The following is a 15,550-nucleotide window of genomic DNA, read 5'->3' as shown; positions in this document are numbered from 1 at the left end:
CCTGAAACCTGAAACCTGAAACTATACATAAACAAAGAAAATGACAGAAGGAAATTTTGTAGATTACGTTAAGATATATGTTTCTTCCGGAAAAGGAGGGAAAGGATCTACGCATTTACATAGAGAGAAATTTATTGAAAAAGGAGGTCCGGACGGAGGAGACGGTGGACGTGGAGGACATGTATATTTAGTTGGGAATAAAGGACTCTGGACATTATTTCATTTAAAGTTTGCACGTCATATTAAAGCGGGTCATGGTGGAGACGGAGGTTCTGACAGAAGTACAGGTGCAGACGGAGAAGATAAAATCATTGAAGTGCCTCTTGGAACTGTTGTAAAAGACAAAGAAACCGGGGAAACGCTTTTTGAAGTTACAGAACACGGTGAAAAAAAGATTCTGGCAAAAGGAGGAAAAGGAGGTTTAGGAAACTGGCATTTTAGAAGTTCGACAAATCAAACGCCTCGTTACGCACAGCCTGGTTTACCGGGTTTAGAAATGGATGTGATTTTGGAACTTAAAGTTCTGGCAGATGTTGGTTTGGTTGGTTTCCCAAATGCAGGGAAATCTACATTATTGTCTGTATTGACTTCAGCAAAACCAAAAATTGCCGATTATCCTTTTACTACTTTAAAGCCTAATTTAGGAATCGTGGCTTACAGAGATTTTCAGTCTTTTGTAATTGCAGACATTCCAGGAATTATTGAAGGTGCTGCAGAAGGAAAAGGTTTAGGGCATTATTTCCTTCGACATATTGAACGTAACTCAACTTTATTGTTTTTGATTCCTGTTGACACGGCAGATATTAAAGGTGAATATGATATTTTGGTTAATGAGTTGACGAAATATAATCCTGAAATGTTAGACAAAGAACGTCTTGTCGTTATTTCAAAATGCGATATGCTGGATGATGAATTGAAAGCCGAACTGAAAGCCGAGTTAGATATTTCTTTCAAAGGAGTTCCTTATATGTTTATTTCATCTGTTGCTCAGCAAGGTTTGACTGATTTGAAAGATAAGCTTTGGAAAATGCTTAATGAGTAAAAAAAATATTGAATTTTATATGAGGGTGTTCTGTACTGCAGGACACCTTTTTTGTTTTTAATAAAATGTTAAATTCGCAAAAAAGCAATAAAAAGAGACTTCTAAATTTGATTTTCAATGTGAATTAAGTGTTATGATTGTGAAAATGAATTATCTTCGCAAGACTTAAACAAAATAACATGAAAAAAATAATTTTATTCTTGACCATGTGCCTTATGGCATTCCCTGTAAGAGCCGATGAAGGAATGTGGTTCTTAATGTTCATCGAAAGACTGAATCATAGAGATATGCAGAAAATGGGTCTGCAATTGACAGCCGAAGAAATTTACAGCATTAACCACCATAGTTTAAAAGATGCGATTGTGCAGTTTAACGGAGGCTGTACTGCTGAGATTGTTTCTAAAAATGGTTTGGTTTTAACCAACCACCACTGCGGTTACGATGCAATTGCTGAACTTTCAACTGCTGAGCAAAACTATTTAAAAGATGGTTTCTGGGCGAAAGACCGTAGTCAGGAAATGAAGCCAAAATCTTTGTATGTTCGTTTCTTCGTGCGTATGGATGATGTCTCAAAAAGAATTTTGTCAAAAGTAAATCCTACTATGACAGAAACGGAAAGAAACAAAATCATTCAGCAGGAAATTGCTTTAATCGAAAAGGAAAATAACGAAGGCGGAAAATATACCGTTTCTGTTCGTCCTTTTTTTCAGGGAAATGAATATTATTATTTCGTTTATCAGGATTATACAGACGTACGTTTAGTTGGAACGCCTCCTGAAAGTGTTGGTAAATTTGGTGGAGACACTGACAACTGGGAGTGGCCTCGTCAAACAGGAGATTTCTCAATGTTCAGAGTATATGCTGACAAAGACGGCAATCCTGCAGAATATTCTAAAGACAATGTGCCATTGCAGCCAAAACATTATCTTCCGGTAAGTATCAAAGGAGTAAAAGAAAATGATTTTGCAATGATTTTAGGTTACCCAGGAAGAACAAACCGTTGGATGCCGGCCGGAGGAATCGAACAAAACATAAAATATGCTTATCCTGCATGGGTTGAAGGTGCTAAAACCGGAATGGACCAAATGAAAAAGTATATGGATAAGGATGCTACTGTTCGTTTGCAATATGCTTCAAAATATGCTTCGACTGCCAATTACTGGAAAAACCGTCAGGGTATGATTGATGCGTTGACAAAAGCTGGAACAGTAGATATAAAAGCAGCTCAGGAAGATAAATTTTACGAATGGGCGAGTAAACCTGCTAATAAAGAAAAATACGAAAATGTTATTCCAACAATCAATGATTATTACAGAGAAACGAATTTAAAAGCGACTCATGATAATTATTTAATACAGCTTTTACGTACTTCAGCTCTTGCAACAGGACCTGCAACTTTAGGAAATGCATTAATTGCATACTCTAAGGAAAATGATGCTAAAAAAGCAGAAATGCTTCCTAAAATCAATGCAATGGTGGAGAGTATTTATGGTGAATTTTATCCTCCATTAGAAAAAGATGTATTGACAGCGCAGTTAAATTTATATGCTGCAAAAGCGGCTGAATATGGTTTAGCGCCACAAATCGCTAAAATGAAAGCAGCTAATAATGGTGATTTTACTGCGGATATTGCAAAAGCAACTGAAACAAGTTTCTTTACATCTAAAGAAAAGGTTTTAGAATACTTAGCAAGTCCAAAACCGGCGGCACTTCCACTTGATCCTTTGTATATTATCTCTACTGATTTGTTGACAAAGTACCGAGCTAAATCAGATGATCAGGCAAAAGCGGATGATGGTTTTGCAACCGCTTACCGTTTATTGGTAGAAGGTTTAAGAGAATCAAAATTGAATGCGGTTAAATATCCGGATGCAAACTCTACTTTGAGATTAACTTACGGAAAAGTTCGTGCTTTACCAGCTGATCCTCGCAACGATGCAAAAATCAACAATTATACAGATATGGCTAGTATGGTAAAAAAATACAAAGCCGGAGATGCTGAATTTGATTTGCCAAAACGTTTGTTAGAATTAAACAATGCAAAAGATTTTGGACAATATGCTGATAAAGCGGGTTATATGCCAGTGAATTTCTTGACTGATAACGATATTACAGGAGGAAACTCTGGTTCACCGGTTCTTAACGGAAAAGGAGAATTAATCGGAATCGCTTTTGACGGGAACATCGAAGCAATGGCAGGAGACGTAATTTTCGACTCTAAATTACAAAGAACTATCAACGTTGATATTCGTTACGTACTTTGGATTATCGACAAATACGCAGGAGCAAAAAATATTATTGACGAATTGACGATTGCAAAATAATCTCAATTTTGTATAAAAATTAAACCCGACAGAATTCAAATCTGTCGGGTTTTTGTTACCTTGATTTTAGCTATGTCAGGCTGAGCGGAGTCGAAGCCCTTATCAACAGGTTAATTTACTTTCACCCTAATACCCTTTGTATGGCTCGCAAATTCCGGAGCATACATACTTTGAATAGTAGTAATTCCATTAGAGAATTCACCGCTGTTATTGACTCTTATATCATATTCTAACACATAAGTTCCTTTGTTAATCCTGCTAAAGAAGAAATGAGTTGCGGCATCTTTTGTACTCATATAATAACCCAATTGATCTTTATATTGATATTCAGAAAGTACATTTACTGGCTCAAAACAGGAAGCACGCATATCTTTCAAATGAATGTATTCTGTATCTTCTTTCGCAGAAATAATTAATCTCACGGTAATTAAATCACCAATTTTTAAAGGATTTTTACTTGTGATTTTTACTAATTCATCACCTTTCAAAGTGCTTTTCTTTAGATATAATTCTTTTGCAACTGATAAAACCGCTCCGGAGTTATTTTTGATTTTGTCCAAATCTTCAAAATACTGCCAGTAAACACCACCAAAACCGGGAACTTTAGATTTGTTTTCAATTTTTATTGAAGCCATTTCTTTTTTCACTTCTTCTGCTCTCCAGTTCATTTTGATATAACCGGTTGCAGCTTCTTTTTCGTTTTCTGCTAATTTTTTAGTTACGATTTTTTCATCTCCCAATTTTATCACGGTATTATCTTTTACAGAAAGCCAGTCTGTTCCCTGCATTAGTAGAGCATAAATCGCTTCGGTCGTTGATTTTGTCGTTGGCCAGTTTTTGGTTTGTTTGTTTTTTAATAACCAGACTTTCATAGCATCAATAGATTTTGTGTCCTGATTTACTTCGGCGAAAGCCTCAATTAGCAATGCCTGAGTTTCAATTGGAGCCTGATACCAGTACCAGCCTGCTTTGTTGGCAATCCAGTACATGCCCCAGTCTTCATTGTTGGATGCAGTTTCTTTTAAGCTTTCAATAATTGTTTTAGCACTTTCTTTTTCTTCAAAACGATTCAAAATTAAAGAGGCTAACCCTTTTTCGTAAATAGAATAATTTAGCCACTCTTTTTTAGCAGTTTCCAGATATAACTTCGTTGCTTTTTTCAAAGTATCAGAAAGAGGGTATTTCTCTAAATAAAAACTTCTGGTATAGAGATAATGCAAGTCAGAATACGGATTAAACCATAAAAATTTATCTCCTTTTTTAAGATTACGAGTTCTCGTTTTATGATGTTCTAAAAACTTTTGATCTAAATACGGAATTCCGGTTTTTGCAATTTCATTTATTTTTAAAGCATTCTTTTCGTCTTTGCTCAGTTTTGATAAATGTCCTAAGCCTGCCAGAATATGTCTGGTAATATATTCGCTTTCATCACCGCCTTCAAACCACGGAAAACCTCCGGAGCTGTTTTGCTTCTTTTTTAGTTTTTCGAAAGTAGCTTCGTGAGATGTTTTCATTTTCTCCAAATCAAACAAAAGCGCCAGGTTCTTTTTCTTTTCCTCTTCGCTTTGTGAAGCGTCATTCAGCCAGGGAGTTTCAGCCAGAATTATCGATTTTAATTCTTCGTTTTCTTCTAATTTAGAATTCAGTTTCCCGTTTTTTCTCCAGTCTTCAAAAACAGTTGCAATTTTAGGATTGCTGGAAATAATCTCAGAAGCCAGTGCATTTGCATAAAAGCGGGCAAAAGTCTGTTCGGCACATTCATGCTCGTATTCCATCAGATAAGGAAGTGACTGAATCGCAAGCCAGGTTGGATTTGAGGTGTATTCCAACGTAAACTGATGGTTTCTTAAGGTTGTTGAATTATTATTCTTTAAATTCTCAAACGTATATTCTTTTGTAGAATTCTCACGAACCCAAACGGGAATACTTTCTGTAACCAGCATATTGTTGGTCAGAACGGGTAAGATATTTTCTTCTCCATCTGAAAAATTACCTGCTTTTGCCAAAATTTTATACTGAACCCCCTGCAGGCCTTCCGGAATTGAAATTGTCCAGTTGACAGTTGTATTTCCATAAGGTGGAATGGTGAAATTTTTAATATTATCGGTATTCAGCATTTTAGCATCTATTGGCTGCATGGTTACAGCGTCAAAGAATTGTAAACTGGCAATTCCGGTTTTGGCTTCGGCAGTAACATTCGAAATTTTTGCGCTGATAACAATTGTATCTTTTTCTCTGAAGAAGCGCGGAAAATTTGGTAAAACCATTAGTTCTTTTTGAGTCACAACACTTTTCTCTAAATAACCTGAAGCGGCTTCTTTGTTATGTGCAAGCAGACGAAGTTTCCATGAGGTTAAAGCTTCCGGGGATGTAAAATTAAAACTCACTTTTCCTTTAGAATCTGTTTTTAAATTTGGGAAAAAGAAAGCGGTTTCAGAAAGGTTTTTTCTGGCTTTTACTTGGGTTAAGTCTTGTAACGCTGTTTTGGTTGAAATTATAATTGCTCCTGCGGATGCTTTGTTTCCGTAAATCGCCGTGGCTTTATCTGGTGTTAAAAAATCTATATCAAGAAGATTCTCAGGATCTATTTTTTTGAAATTATCTTCAGATGAAATTTCGCCGTCAATAATATATAATGTTGTAGCCTTAATAACCATCGAGGTTAAACCACTTGTAATTTTTTGACCCGGAACAAATTTTACTTTATTAGTTTGAAAATAGTATTCAGGACTTGACGATGCGGCTAATAAAGCAGGTTTTACAAATCGAACCATATCTACTTTTGCTGCTGCAGAATCTACAACAACATTACTTACCGCTCCGACTCCAACAGGCTCATCAACAGTTAGTACTGCATCTGGGTCTCCTTTGATCGTTTCGCTGCCTACTTTTTTATCTTTAATATCAGCAATTGTAATGCCCAACGAATCGCCATATCTACTGTTGTGAAAATTAAAACCAAACCATTTTAGTTTAATTTCTTCATCTTTTAAATCGAACGGAAGATGTATATCGTTTAAATAATTAACATTAGAATAGATTTGTTCAAAACCTATTGAAGTTTTAAAATTAGCACGATTATAATTGTAATTATTAAAATTTAATAACTCCCATTCTGTTACGGTAAACTGATCTAAAGAGCTGTCGTACATCGAAGCCAAAACTTCTGCTTCCGTTTTGGTATGAAGACCATTTAATTTGAATGACCAGTTTTCAGGACTTCCGGGTTGTATTTTAGTTCTAAAACTTTCTACAGTCCATTCTAGTTTTGGTTCTTGCATTTTTAAAGAAACTGCAATTTCATCTGTAAAATTTTCATTTTCAAAAACACAATCAAATCCTATTTTTATTTGTTTTTCAAATTCATTTTTTAAAGGAATTTTGATGGTTGTTTCGTGATTTTTCAAATGAACAACGTTTTCAAAATATATCTTATTTTCATAGTTTGCATTGGTTATCAGATAAAGCTCTTGAATAACGGATGCTACTTTTATTAAAGTATAACCATCTTTTTTAGGATCAGTGTTAACTTGCTCTACGGTAAATAATTTACTTGGATCGTATTTGTCTTTGCTTTGTTTAATGCTAAAGTTTGAAGTCGCTTCGACAGGATTATTAAAAGTATCTTTTGCAGAAAATACTATTTTGTAATTCCCAGATTTATAATTCGAAATAAAGTCTAAAACTATTTTTTTATCTTTTTCAGTATCAATCTTTTTTGAGAATAATAAGGTTTCTGAATGTTCCTTGTTAATTGAGTTTTCAGACATTTCATAAGGAAATAATTTTTCAAAATCTTCTTTAGAAATCATTTCCAGTTCAGCTTTATTAAAAATTGCAGGTTTGAATTTATTAGAAAAAGGACTTACAAAGTATAATTTTACTTCACCTTTAGCAGCCAAAAATTCACCATTTAGATTGGTGCTGCTTAATTTAATTTCATTTTTGTCTTTGGTATCAATGCGATTCGGAATTTGCACATTTAACATTAAATCATGATACCCAATTTTTACGGATGTTTGTGCTGTATGCGTTTCTCCGTTTATATCAGTAACAGAAGCTTCGATATCATAATTAAAAACTGGTAAATTTTCTTTTAAACTGTTTTCTGAAGGTAATGCCGTAAAATCAATAGTAAATTTCCCTGAAGCATCTGTTTTAGTTTCTCCAACAACCAAAGTTTCATTTTCTTCACGACCGTAATAATTTCTAAAATAAGTAGTATATCTTGATACAGTATATTTTACTACAGCATCTGAAATAGAACTTCCTGCAAAAGCTTTTGCATTTCCTTTTATTTTGACTGGCGCATTAAGTTGGAAACTTTCTTTTTTAGTATCAAAAGTCACTTCAAATTTTGGACGTTTGTATTCTTCAACGTCAAAATATTTTGTAGAATTTTCCAGATTTGTATTGTTCCAAAATGTTTCGTCGGTTTTTTCAATATCATCAGGGCGAGAAACTCCAATGTGATAACTGCCTGTCATACCGTTTTTAGGAATTATGAATTCTCCAAAAAAGGATCCATATTCATTTGTCTTCACGTCAAATTCTTTTATCTTTTGATAATTTCCATTCGTAACGAAAACTTTATAGTTTATATTGGCTACAACACTTGTTTTAGTCTTGTTCTTTTGAATGACAATTCCTTTAAAATAAACATTTTGACCAGGTCTGTATATGGCGCGGTCCAGATAGAATTCGACCTTTGCATCTGTTCTTTTATTTTCAGATGTTTTATATTCTTCAGCATATTGAATATAATTTTTTGGAATTACAATACTATCATTTTCAAGAATAAATTTTATTCTTCTGGGATCATATGCATATTGATTGGTGCTAACTTTAAATGATGTTATTCCATCAATATTTGTCTTTTTTACTTCATCTTTAAGTTGGATAGAGACATTTTCAAGAGGCTTTCCAGTTTTTCGATCTAAAACCTGATAGGTTTCGGTTTGATCTTTTCTGGAAACAAGTGCTGAAATATTTGAAACAGTAATAGTTTCATAACCAAATGCCTTTTTGTCTTTTGAATCTGAGTCACTTTCAAAATAAACCAAATAATTTCCTTTTGGTAATTTTGTTAATAATACTTCCGTTGAGTAAGGAAAATAATTTTTTTTATCAATTAAGTTATAAGTTTCAGAACTAATTTTCTTTTGTTTCTGAAGAATCAATTTTACCAAACTGTCTTTTCTAATTTCAGATACTTCTTCAAATTTAAAAGCTTGAGATAGATCAATTTTATAAAAAGAAATACTTAGTTTGTTTACATTGGTATATTGAATGTGAGCTCTTGTATTTTCATTTTCATAACTGTTTTTTATAAGCTCAACAGAGAGAAATTTTGATAGTATATTTTGTTTTTGAACAGAAGCAAGTTTTGAAGTATTTGATTTGTCATCTTTTTTTATAATTTCATCAAGCAATGCTAAGGCTTCAACTTTATTATTAGGATAGGTTTCCTTTGAAGCCAATTGCAGTAAAACTTTAGCTTTTTCTAATTTTATCTTCTGAGTAAGGTCATTTTTAGTCGCTTTTTTTGCAAGTTGATCTAAATAAGAACTAAAACTCTCGGCCGAATCAAGTAAAATTTGAGAGCAAAATTGTGCACGGTCAAATTGATTTTCTAATGACGGATTATCTGCTTCTAGTTTTTGATATAAAGACACAACTTTCCTGGTATTCTCATCTTTTGCAAAATCAAGATTGAATTTTAAAAATGTATCAGAATCCCCTAAAAGTTCCTCTTTATGATTGTTTAAAGCTGTATGATCAATTTTCCAGGTTTCTATTTTCTCTTTATAAAAATCAATATTTTCTTTTACTAAATAAGTATATACATTTTCTTCTTTAAATTTTTCGAGCAAAGGAAAATCAAAAATATCTTTGTAAGATGTTAATGGCGTTTTCTTTAAAATTTCTTCATTTTCCAATGTTTTTTCGAATGCAAGAACTACATCATTTTCAGAAATAAGTTCCGCAGTAACATAATCTGATTCCGGAACCGCTACTGAATCAATTTCTTCAATTTTAATACCTGTAACAGAAGCAGTATCAATCGTTGCAGCCGCTGCATCGATGAGTGCAGCCGCGCTATCAACAACTGCTGCAGCACTGTCTACATATGCCACTGCACTATCAACAATAGCGTATACGTCATCATAATTATATTTGTCTTTTAAATGTTTGGCATATATGAGATTCAAAATTGCTTTTGAAGGTATTGAAACTCTATTGATGTCTTTTTTTAGGTTTTCTACGATTTTGGTTTTTGCATTTTCATCAAGAACCTGAAGATATTTGGAATGATAAAAAAAACATTTTATCATTTGTGGTTCATCTTTTTTAGCAACGGCTTTTTTATAAATTTTAGCGACTACTTCATTAGCCGATTTAATTTTGCCTTCATTTTCGTAGTTAATGGCTTTAGTCCATTTTTTATCGTTTTGTTGTGCAAATAGAGAAATAGAGAAGAGTAAAAAAACAAAAAGTATATTTTTCATAAGGTAGTTTTTGCTATTTATGTTTTTTAGAGTTTGTAAGTCATTAAAAAATTTTCGTACAAATTACTAATTTATCACCAAAAGCAAAATATGCATTTTATAATTCCTTATTTTTGAGTTATGAAAAAACTTCTGCAGCTTCTTTTTTTGCTTGCGCCAATTTTGATTTGGTCACAATCGAATTTTGAAAAAGCCGAAAAATTATTTCATGCTAAAAAATACGATGAAGCCCAGACTATTTTTGAAGGAATTTTGAAAACCAGACCTTCAGATATAAAAACTCTTGAATATTTGGGTGAGATTGCTGCTTATCAGAAATCATGGATGGAAGGGGCAGAATATTTCAGGAAACTGAAAGAATTAAAACCTGCTGAGGCTGATTATTTTTATAAATTTGGTGGCTGCTTGGCGATGAGAGCCAACGAAGTTAATAAAATAAAGGCTTTTGGAATGGTAGACGATATGAGAGAAGCTTTTGAAAAAGCGATTAGTCTCAATCAAAAGCACATTCCTGCCCGATGGGCTCTGATTGAAATTTATCTGCAGCTGCCCGGAATTTTAGGCGGGAGCGAATCAAAAGCAATATCCTATTCAAACGAACTGGCGAAAATTTCACCTGTTGACGGTTATTTATCTAAGGGAAGAATCGAGGAGTATTTTAAAAGATACGATTCGGCCGAAAAAAATTATAAAAAAGCACACGAAATTGGCAATTCAAAAGTTACATTTCAAAAATTATATAATTTATATTTGAACAAATTAAAAGAGCCCAAAAAAGCTCAGGAATTAAAACGAAAATTTGACTCAAAATAATCAAATCTCAAATACTGAATTCTGAAATCAATTAGAATTTGGAACTTAAAAATTGAAATTTTAAATGAAAACACATTTCATCGCCATAGGCGGAAGTGCGATGCACAATTTAGCATTAGCATTACATAATAAAGGATATCATGTTACAGGAAGTGACGATGCTATTTTTGAACCTTCAAAATCAAGATTAGAGAAAAAAGGAATTCTTCCTGCAGAAATGGGATGGTTTCCTGAAAAAATTACTGCAGATATTGAAGCTGTAATTTTAGGAATGCATGCCAAAGCAGATAATCCTGAATTGCTAAAAGCACAGGAACTAGGGCTTAAAATATATTCTTATCCGGAGTTTTTATACGAACAATCAAAAAATAAAACCCGTGTTGTAATTGGTGGTTCTCACGGAAAAACGACAATTACTTCGATGATTTTGCATGTGATGCATTACCATAATATCGCAGTAGATTATATGGTTGGAGCACAATTGGAAGGTTTTGATACCATGGTGCATCTTACAGAAGAAAATGATTTTATGGTACTGGAAGGTGATGAGTACTTATCTTCTCCAATTGACCGTCGTCCGAAGTTTCATTTGTATCAGCCAAATATTGCTTTAATTTCAGGAATTGCTTGGGATCATATCAATGTGTTTCCAACTTATGAAAATTATGTAGAGCAGTTTGAAATTTTCATTTCGAAAATTACTAATGGCGGAATTTTGGTTTACAATGAAAATGATCCTGAAGTAAAACGTGTATCTGAGGCTGCAACAAATCCAATTCGTAAATTACCTTATCATACACCGGAATATTCAGTAAGTGATGGCGTAACGTTATTGAAAACTCCTGAAGGAGATATGCCAATTGAGGTTTTTGGAGCTCATAACTTAAATAATCTTGCCGGTGCAAAATGGATCTGCCAGAATATGGGTGTTGACGAAGCTGATTTCTACGAAGCAATTGCAAGTTTTAAAGGAGCATCAAAACGTTTAGAAAAAATCGCGGAAGGTAAAGGTAAAGTAGCTTATAAAGATTTTGCACATTCCCCAAGTAAAGTAGCTGCAACTACAAAAGCAGTAAAAGAGCAATATCCGGACAGAACTTTGGTAGCTTGTTTGGAATTGCATACCTATAGCAGTTTAAACGCTGAATTTTTAAAAGAATACGAGGGCGCATTAGAATATGCTGATATAGCCGTTGTGTTCTATTCACCGGATGCGGTAAAAATTAAACAACTGGAAGAAGTAACTTACGAACAAATTGCCAATTCTTTTAATAGAGAAGATTTGATTATTTACACCAATCCAGCTGAATTCAAAGAATATTTATTCAATTTAAATCTGGACAATTCAGCCTTGCTTTTGATGAGCTCAGGAAATTATGGAGGTTTAAATTTTGATGACGTTAAGGAGTTGATTAATTAGTAAATGAGATAATTAGATAATGTGCCAATTGTTTTCAGTTGGCACTTTTTTTTAAATTATCTAATTGGCACATTATCTTATTATCTAATTTAAATTTGTGTAGATATAATGTCCGACAATCTTATACTCAAACAAACAATCTTCCAAAACCTGTCCGCTGCCAATATTATGAACAATTAGATTTCGTTTACCATCATCTGATTTTTTGTTTGTGACGATTCCAATGTGAGGTAGTTTGTCTTTTATCATCCAGGTAACGATTTCTCCTGTTTTATAATCTTTTGCATTTTCAGAAACAGCTAATTTTGTTCCTTTTCTTTCAAAGAAAACTTCTAGATTAGGAACTCTTCGGTGGTCGATATTTGTATCTGTTTTTGTCATTCCCCATTTTTTTAAATTGGGATAAAGAGCAAAATTAGCATTCATATCTTCGTGAACTTCTTTTTGCAAATCGATTCCCAATTTTCTGTACGCCCTGATTATTACATCGGTGCAGACACCTTTTCCTTCCGGTATGTCACCATTGGGATATTTTATGGCAAAATAGGCAGGATCATATTGTATCGATGGATCAATTATGGAAACAGCTGCTTCGGATAATTTTTCTTCAAAAGTTTTTGCAACAGTTTTAGTAGGGGTACTAAAAGCTAATTTGTTGTTTTCTTTTTGATTACAAGAAAAGAAGAAGAGCGCAATAAAAATAAGACAGATAGTTTTCATTCTTTTTTATTTTAAAATTAATGATTATCGAAATAACAAATGAGTTTTTATTGAATGATTTTTCTTATTTTTGAAAATATTGATAAAACTATATGCCTGAAAAAATTAGAGTTGTCTATACAACAAGCGAAAATCCTGATTTCATATTTTTATACAACACTTTTGATACTTTTTTGTGGGAACGTTACCCGGAATTAAAAACGGATTATTGGCAAAATAATTTGATAGAATTCAACCCCAATGTGGTTATGTTGTATCTAGACAGCGAACCAGTGGGCTGCGGTTGTTTTAAAAAATATAATAATACTACGGCTGAACTGAAAAGAATGTTTGTTTTACCTGCAGCAAGAGGACTTGGATTGGCACAGCTAATTATTAAGGAAGTTGAAAATAAGGCAATCGAACAAGGTTTCGAAGTTTTGATTTTAGAAACACTGTATAAACAAGTTGAAGCAATTACTTTATATCAAAAAGTTGGATTTAAAATAACTGATAACTACGAACCTTATGTGGGGCAAAAAAATAGTGTTTGTATGAGCAAAAACATTAATATTTAACCAAATGCAAGCAACACATTTTCCAATTACAAATTGGTCTGAAGACGACCGTCCGCGCGAAAAATTAATGATTAAAGGCAAAAACGCTTTGAGCGATGCCGAACTGATTGCAATTTTGATTGGTTCGGGAAGTCGTAACGAATCAGCTGTTGATTTGAGTAAACGAATCTTATCGAGTGTAGATACCTTAAATTCTTTGGGAAAAATGTCTCTCAGCCAGTTAACTAATTTTAAAGGAATAGGGGAAGCAAAAGCCATTGCAATTATTGCAGCACTTGAATTAGGTAGACGTAGAAGGGCAGAGGATACGGTCGAATTAACAAAAATAACATCCAGTAAAATTGTTTTCGAAATCATGCAGCCTATTATTGGGGAACTTCCGCATGAAGAATTTTGGGTGCTTTTTCTGAATAATTCCAATAAGGTAATTTTAAAATCTCAATTAAGTAAAGGAGGTATCTCAGGAACTATTGTTGATGTGCGTATTGTTTTTAAACTTGCTTTAGAAAATGGGGCGACTGGCCTGATATTATGTCATAATCATCCTTCAGGCGGATTGATTCCGAGTGAAGCCGATAGACATATTACAAAGAAAATAAAACTGGCCGGTGATCAATTAGATGTTAAAGTTTTAGATCATTTGATTATTACTGAAACAAAATATTATAGTTTTGCGGATGAAGGAATTTTATAAGTTATGAATACAAATATTACGGACGTTTTTTTTGATTTGGATCACACGCTTTGGGATTTTGACAGAAACTCAGAAATGGCCTTTGAACGGATTTTTAAAAGCAAATTTCCGGAAATCAGATGTCAGGATTTTATAGAAAAATATATTCCTGTAAATCAGGCCTGCTGGAAATTATATCAAAATGATAAAATTACACATCAGGAATTACGTTATAACCGATTGAAATTCTCTTTTGATGCTTTGGGAATGATTGTTTCTGATGAAGATATAAATGTAATAGCAAATGATTATATTGAATTTTTAACAGATAATAATCATCTTTTTGAAGGAGCTATTGAAGTTTTGGATTATTTAAAACCGAAATATAACTTGCATATCATTACCAATGGTTTTGCAAGTGTTCAGGATAAAAAAATAAACAATGCGGCCTTGTCGGGTTATTTTAGTACGATTACAAATTCTGAATTGGCAGGTGTAAAAAAACCAAATAGTATTATCTTTGATTATGCTGTGAATTTGGCACAGGCTTCAAAAGAAAATTGTATTATGATTGGTGATTGTCTGGATGCGGATGTAAATGGTGCGTTGAATGCTGGTCTTGATGCTATTTTTTTTAACGATAAGAAGGTAGAAGTACCTATGAATATTAAACAAATAAACAATCTTTTAGAACTTAAAAAATATTTATAATTATGAGAATTAAATTTTTATTGCTTTTTCTTTTTACTTCCTTTTTAGGTTTTTCGCAATCTGTAAACGACTTTAAAGCAGTTATTGTACCTATAAAATTTGATTTTGCAAAAGGGGTAAATCCATACAGGCTTTCAACCCAGACAAAAGCAAATCTAATTAAGGCAGGATTTGAAGCTTATTATGAAAATGATCAGCTTCCGGCAGAATTAATTAACCGTTGTGATTTATTATATGCAGATGTAAAAAGGGATAATGCTTTTTTGGTTACAAAACTTTTTATAGAATTTAAAGATTGTTACGGTAAAGTAATGTATACTTCGGAAATAGGGAGAAGTAAAGAAAAAGATTTTGAAACTGCATACCGCGAATGTCTCGATTTGGCTTTCGTTTCAGTAAATAATCTGCATTATAAATATAATGGAAAAACCGGTGTAGTATCTTCTGCAATAACACCAGCGGTTACTGTTGCGGCCGTTTCATCAGTTCCGGCTACTACTTCTGTAGCTTCTACAACTTCTGCTGTTTCAACAACTGCAGTAAATCTTTCTGATCCTAATCTATTGTATGCTCAGCCAACAGAAACAGGTTATCAGTTAATTGACAAAACACCAAAAGTGGTTATGAAATTGATGAAAACTTCTCGTCCTGATTCTTTCATTGCTATAAAAGACGGGGTTCAGGGAACTTTGAATGCAAAAGATAATCAATGGTTTTTTGAATATTATAAAGATGACAAATTAGTTTCTGAAAAAGTTTCAGTTAAATTCTAAACTATAAA

Annotated in this window: 10 protein-coding genes; 8 read left to right on the top strand and 2 right to left on the bottom strand. The window is 33.1% G+C overall.

From position 1 onward, the window contains the following. The first annotated feature begins 40 nt into the window (after positions 1 to 40). Together obgE and GWR14_RS04625 are read left to right on the top strand one after the other, a co-directional pair. Entirely contained in the window at positions 41 to 1,042 is a 1,002-nt protein-coding gene (gene obgE / locus GWR14_RS04630) for a GTPase ObgE (RefSeq protein ID WP_163407854.1), read from the top strand. 179 nt (positions 1,043 to 1,221) lie between these two features. After that, the gene (locus tag GWR14_RS04625) at positions 1,222 to 3,366 is read left to right on the top strand and encodes a S46 family peptidase (protein ID WP_163407853.1); all 2,145 of its coding nucleotides are present in this window, start codon (positions 1,222 to 1,224) and stop codon (positions 3,364 to 3,366) included. A gap of 110 nt (positions 3,367 to 3,476) precedes the next feature. On the opposite strand, the gene GWR14_RS04620 is transcribed toward GWR14_RS04625, so the two are convergent. Next, the gene (locus GWR14_RS04620; RefSeq protein WP_163407852.1) at positions 3,477 to 9,875 is read right to left on the bottom strand and encodes an alpha-2-macroglobulin family protein; all 6,399 of its coding nucleotides are present in this window, start codon (positions 9,873 to 9,875) and stop codon (positions 3,477 to 3,479) included. 120 nt (positions 9,876 to 9,995) lie between these two features. On the opposite strand from GWR14_RS04620, the gene GWR14_RS04615 reads away from it, so the two are divergent. Then, positions 9,996 to 10,688 carry a tetratricopeptide repeat protein gene (locus GWR14_RS04615; protein WP_163407851.1) on the top strand — a complete coding sequence of 231 codons (693 nt, stop codon included), beginning with the start codon at positions 9,996 to 9,998 and terminating at the stop codon, positions 10,686 to 10,688. Between the two features lie 64 nt (positions 10,689 to 10,752). After that, positions 10,753 to 12,108 carry a UDP-N-acetylmuramate--L-alanine ligase gene (locus tag GWR14_RS04610; protein ID WP_163407850.1) on the top strand — a complete coding sequence of 452 codons (1,356 nt, stop codon included), beginning with the start codon at positions 10,753 to 10,755 and terminating at the stop codon, positions 12,106 to 12,108. Between the two features lie 84 nt (positions 12,109 to 12,192). Here the strand turns inward: GWR14_RS04610 and GWR14_RS04605 are convergent, their stop codons facing one another. Further along, positions 12,193 to 12,828, bottom strand: a complete 636-nt coding sequence (locus tag GWR14_RS04605; protein ID WP_163407849.1) for a DUF1287 domain-containing protein — start codon at positions 12,826 to 12,828, stop codon at positions 12,193 to 12,195. A 92-nt stretch (positions 12,829 to 12,920) separates the two neighbouring features. Between GWR14_RS04605 and GWR14_RS04600 the strand changes: the two genes are divergently transcribed. Genes GWR14_RS04600 through GWR14_RS04585 form a run of 4 tightly spaced genes read left to right on the top strand, consistent with a single transcriptional unit; the run spans position 12,921 to position 15,542 of the window. After that, positions 12,921 to 13,385, top strand: coding sequence for a GNAT family N-acetyltransferase (locus GWR14_RS04600; protein ID WP_163407848.1), 465 nt, complete (start codon positions 12,921 to 12,923; stop codon positions 13,383 to 13,385). Positions 13,386 to 13,389: 4 nt separating this feature from the next. Beyond that, complete coding sequence (gene radC / locus GWR14_RS04595; protein ID WP_163407847.1) at positions 13,390 to 14,079, top strand: RadC family protein; 690 nt, start codon at positions 13,390 to 13,392, stop codon at positions 14,077 to 14,079. A 3-nt stretch (positions 14,080 to 14,082) separates the two neighbouring features. After that, positions 14,083 to 14,769, top strand: a complete 687-nt coding sequence (locus GWR14_RS04590; protein ID WP_163407846.1) for a YjjG family noncanonical pyrimidine nucleotidase — start codon at positions 14,083 to 14,085, stop codon at positions 14,767 to 14,769. 2 nt (positions 14,770 to 14,771) lie between these two features. After that, positions 14,772 to 15,542: a hypothetical protein gene (locus GWR14_RS04585; protein WP_163407845.1), complete on the top strand. Its 771-nt coding sequence runs from the start codon at positions 14,772 to 14,774 to the stop codon at positions 15,540 to 15,542. Positions 15,543 to 15,550: the final 8 nt, after the last annotated feature.

This window comes from Flavobacterium ajazii (genome assembly GCF_010614725.1).
In the GTDB taxonomy this organism is placed as follows: Bacteria; Bacteroidota; Bacteroidia; order Flavobacteriales; family Flavobacteriaceae; genus Flavobacterium; species Flavobacterium ajazii.
The sequence above is the reverse complement of the archived record's forward strand: the minus strand, read 5'-3'. Positions and strand labels throughout refer to the sequence as shown.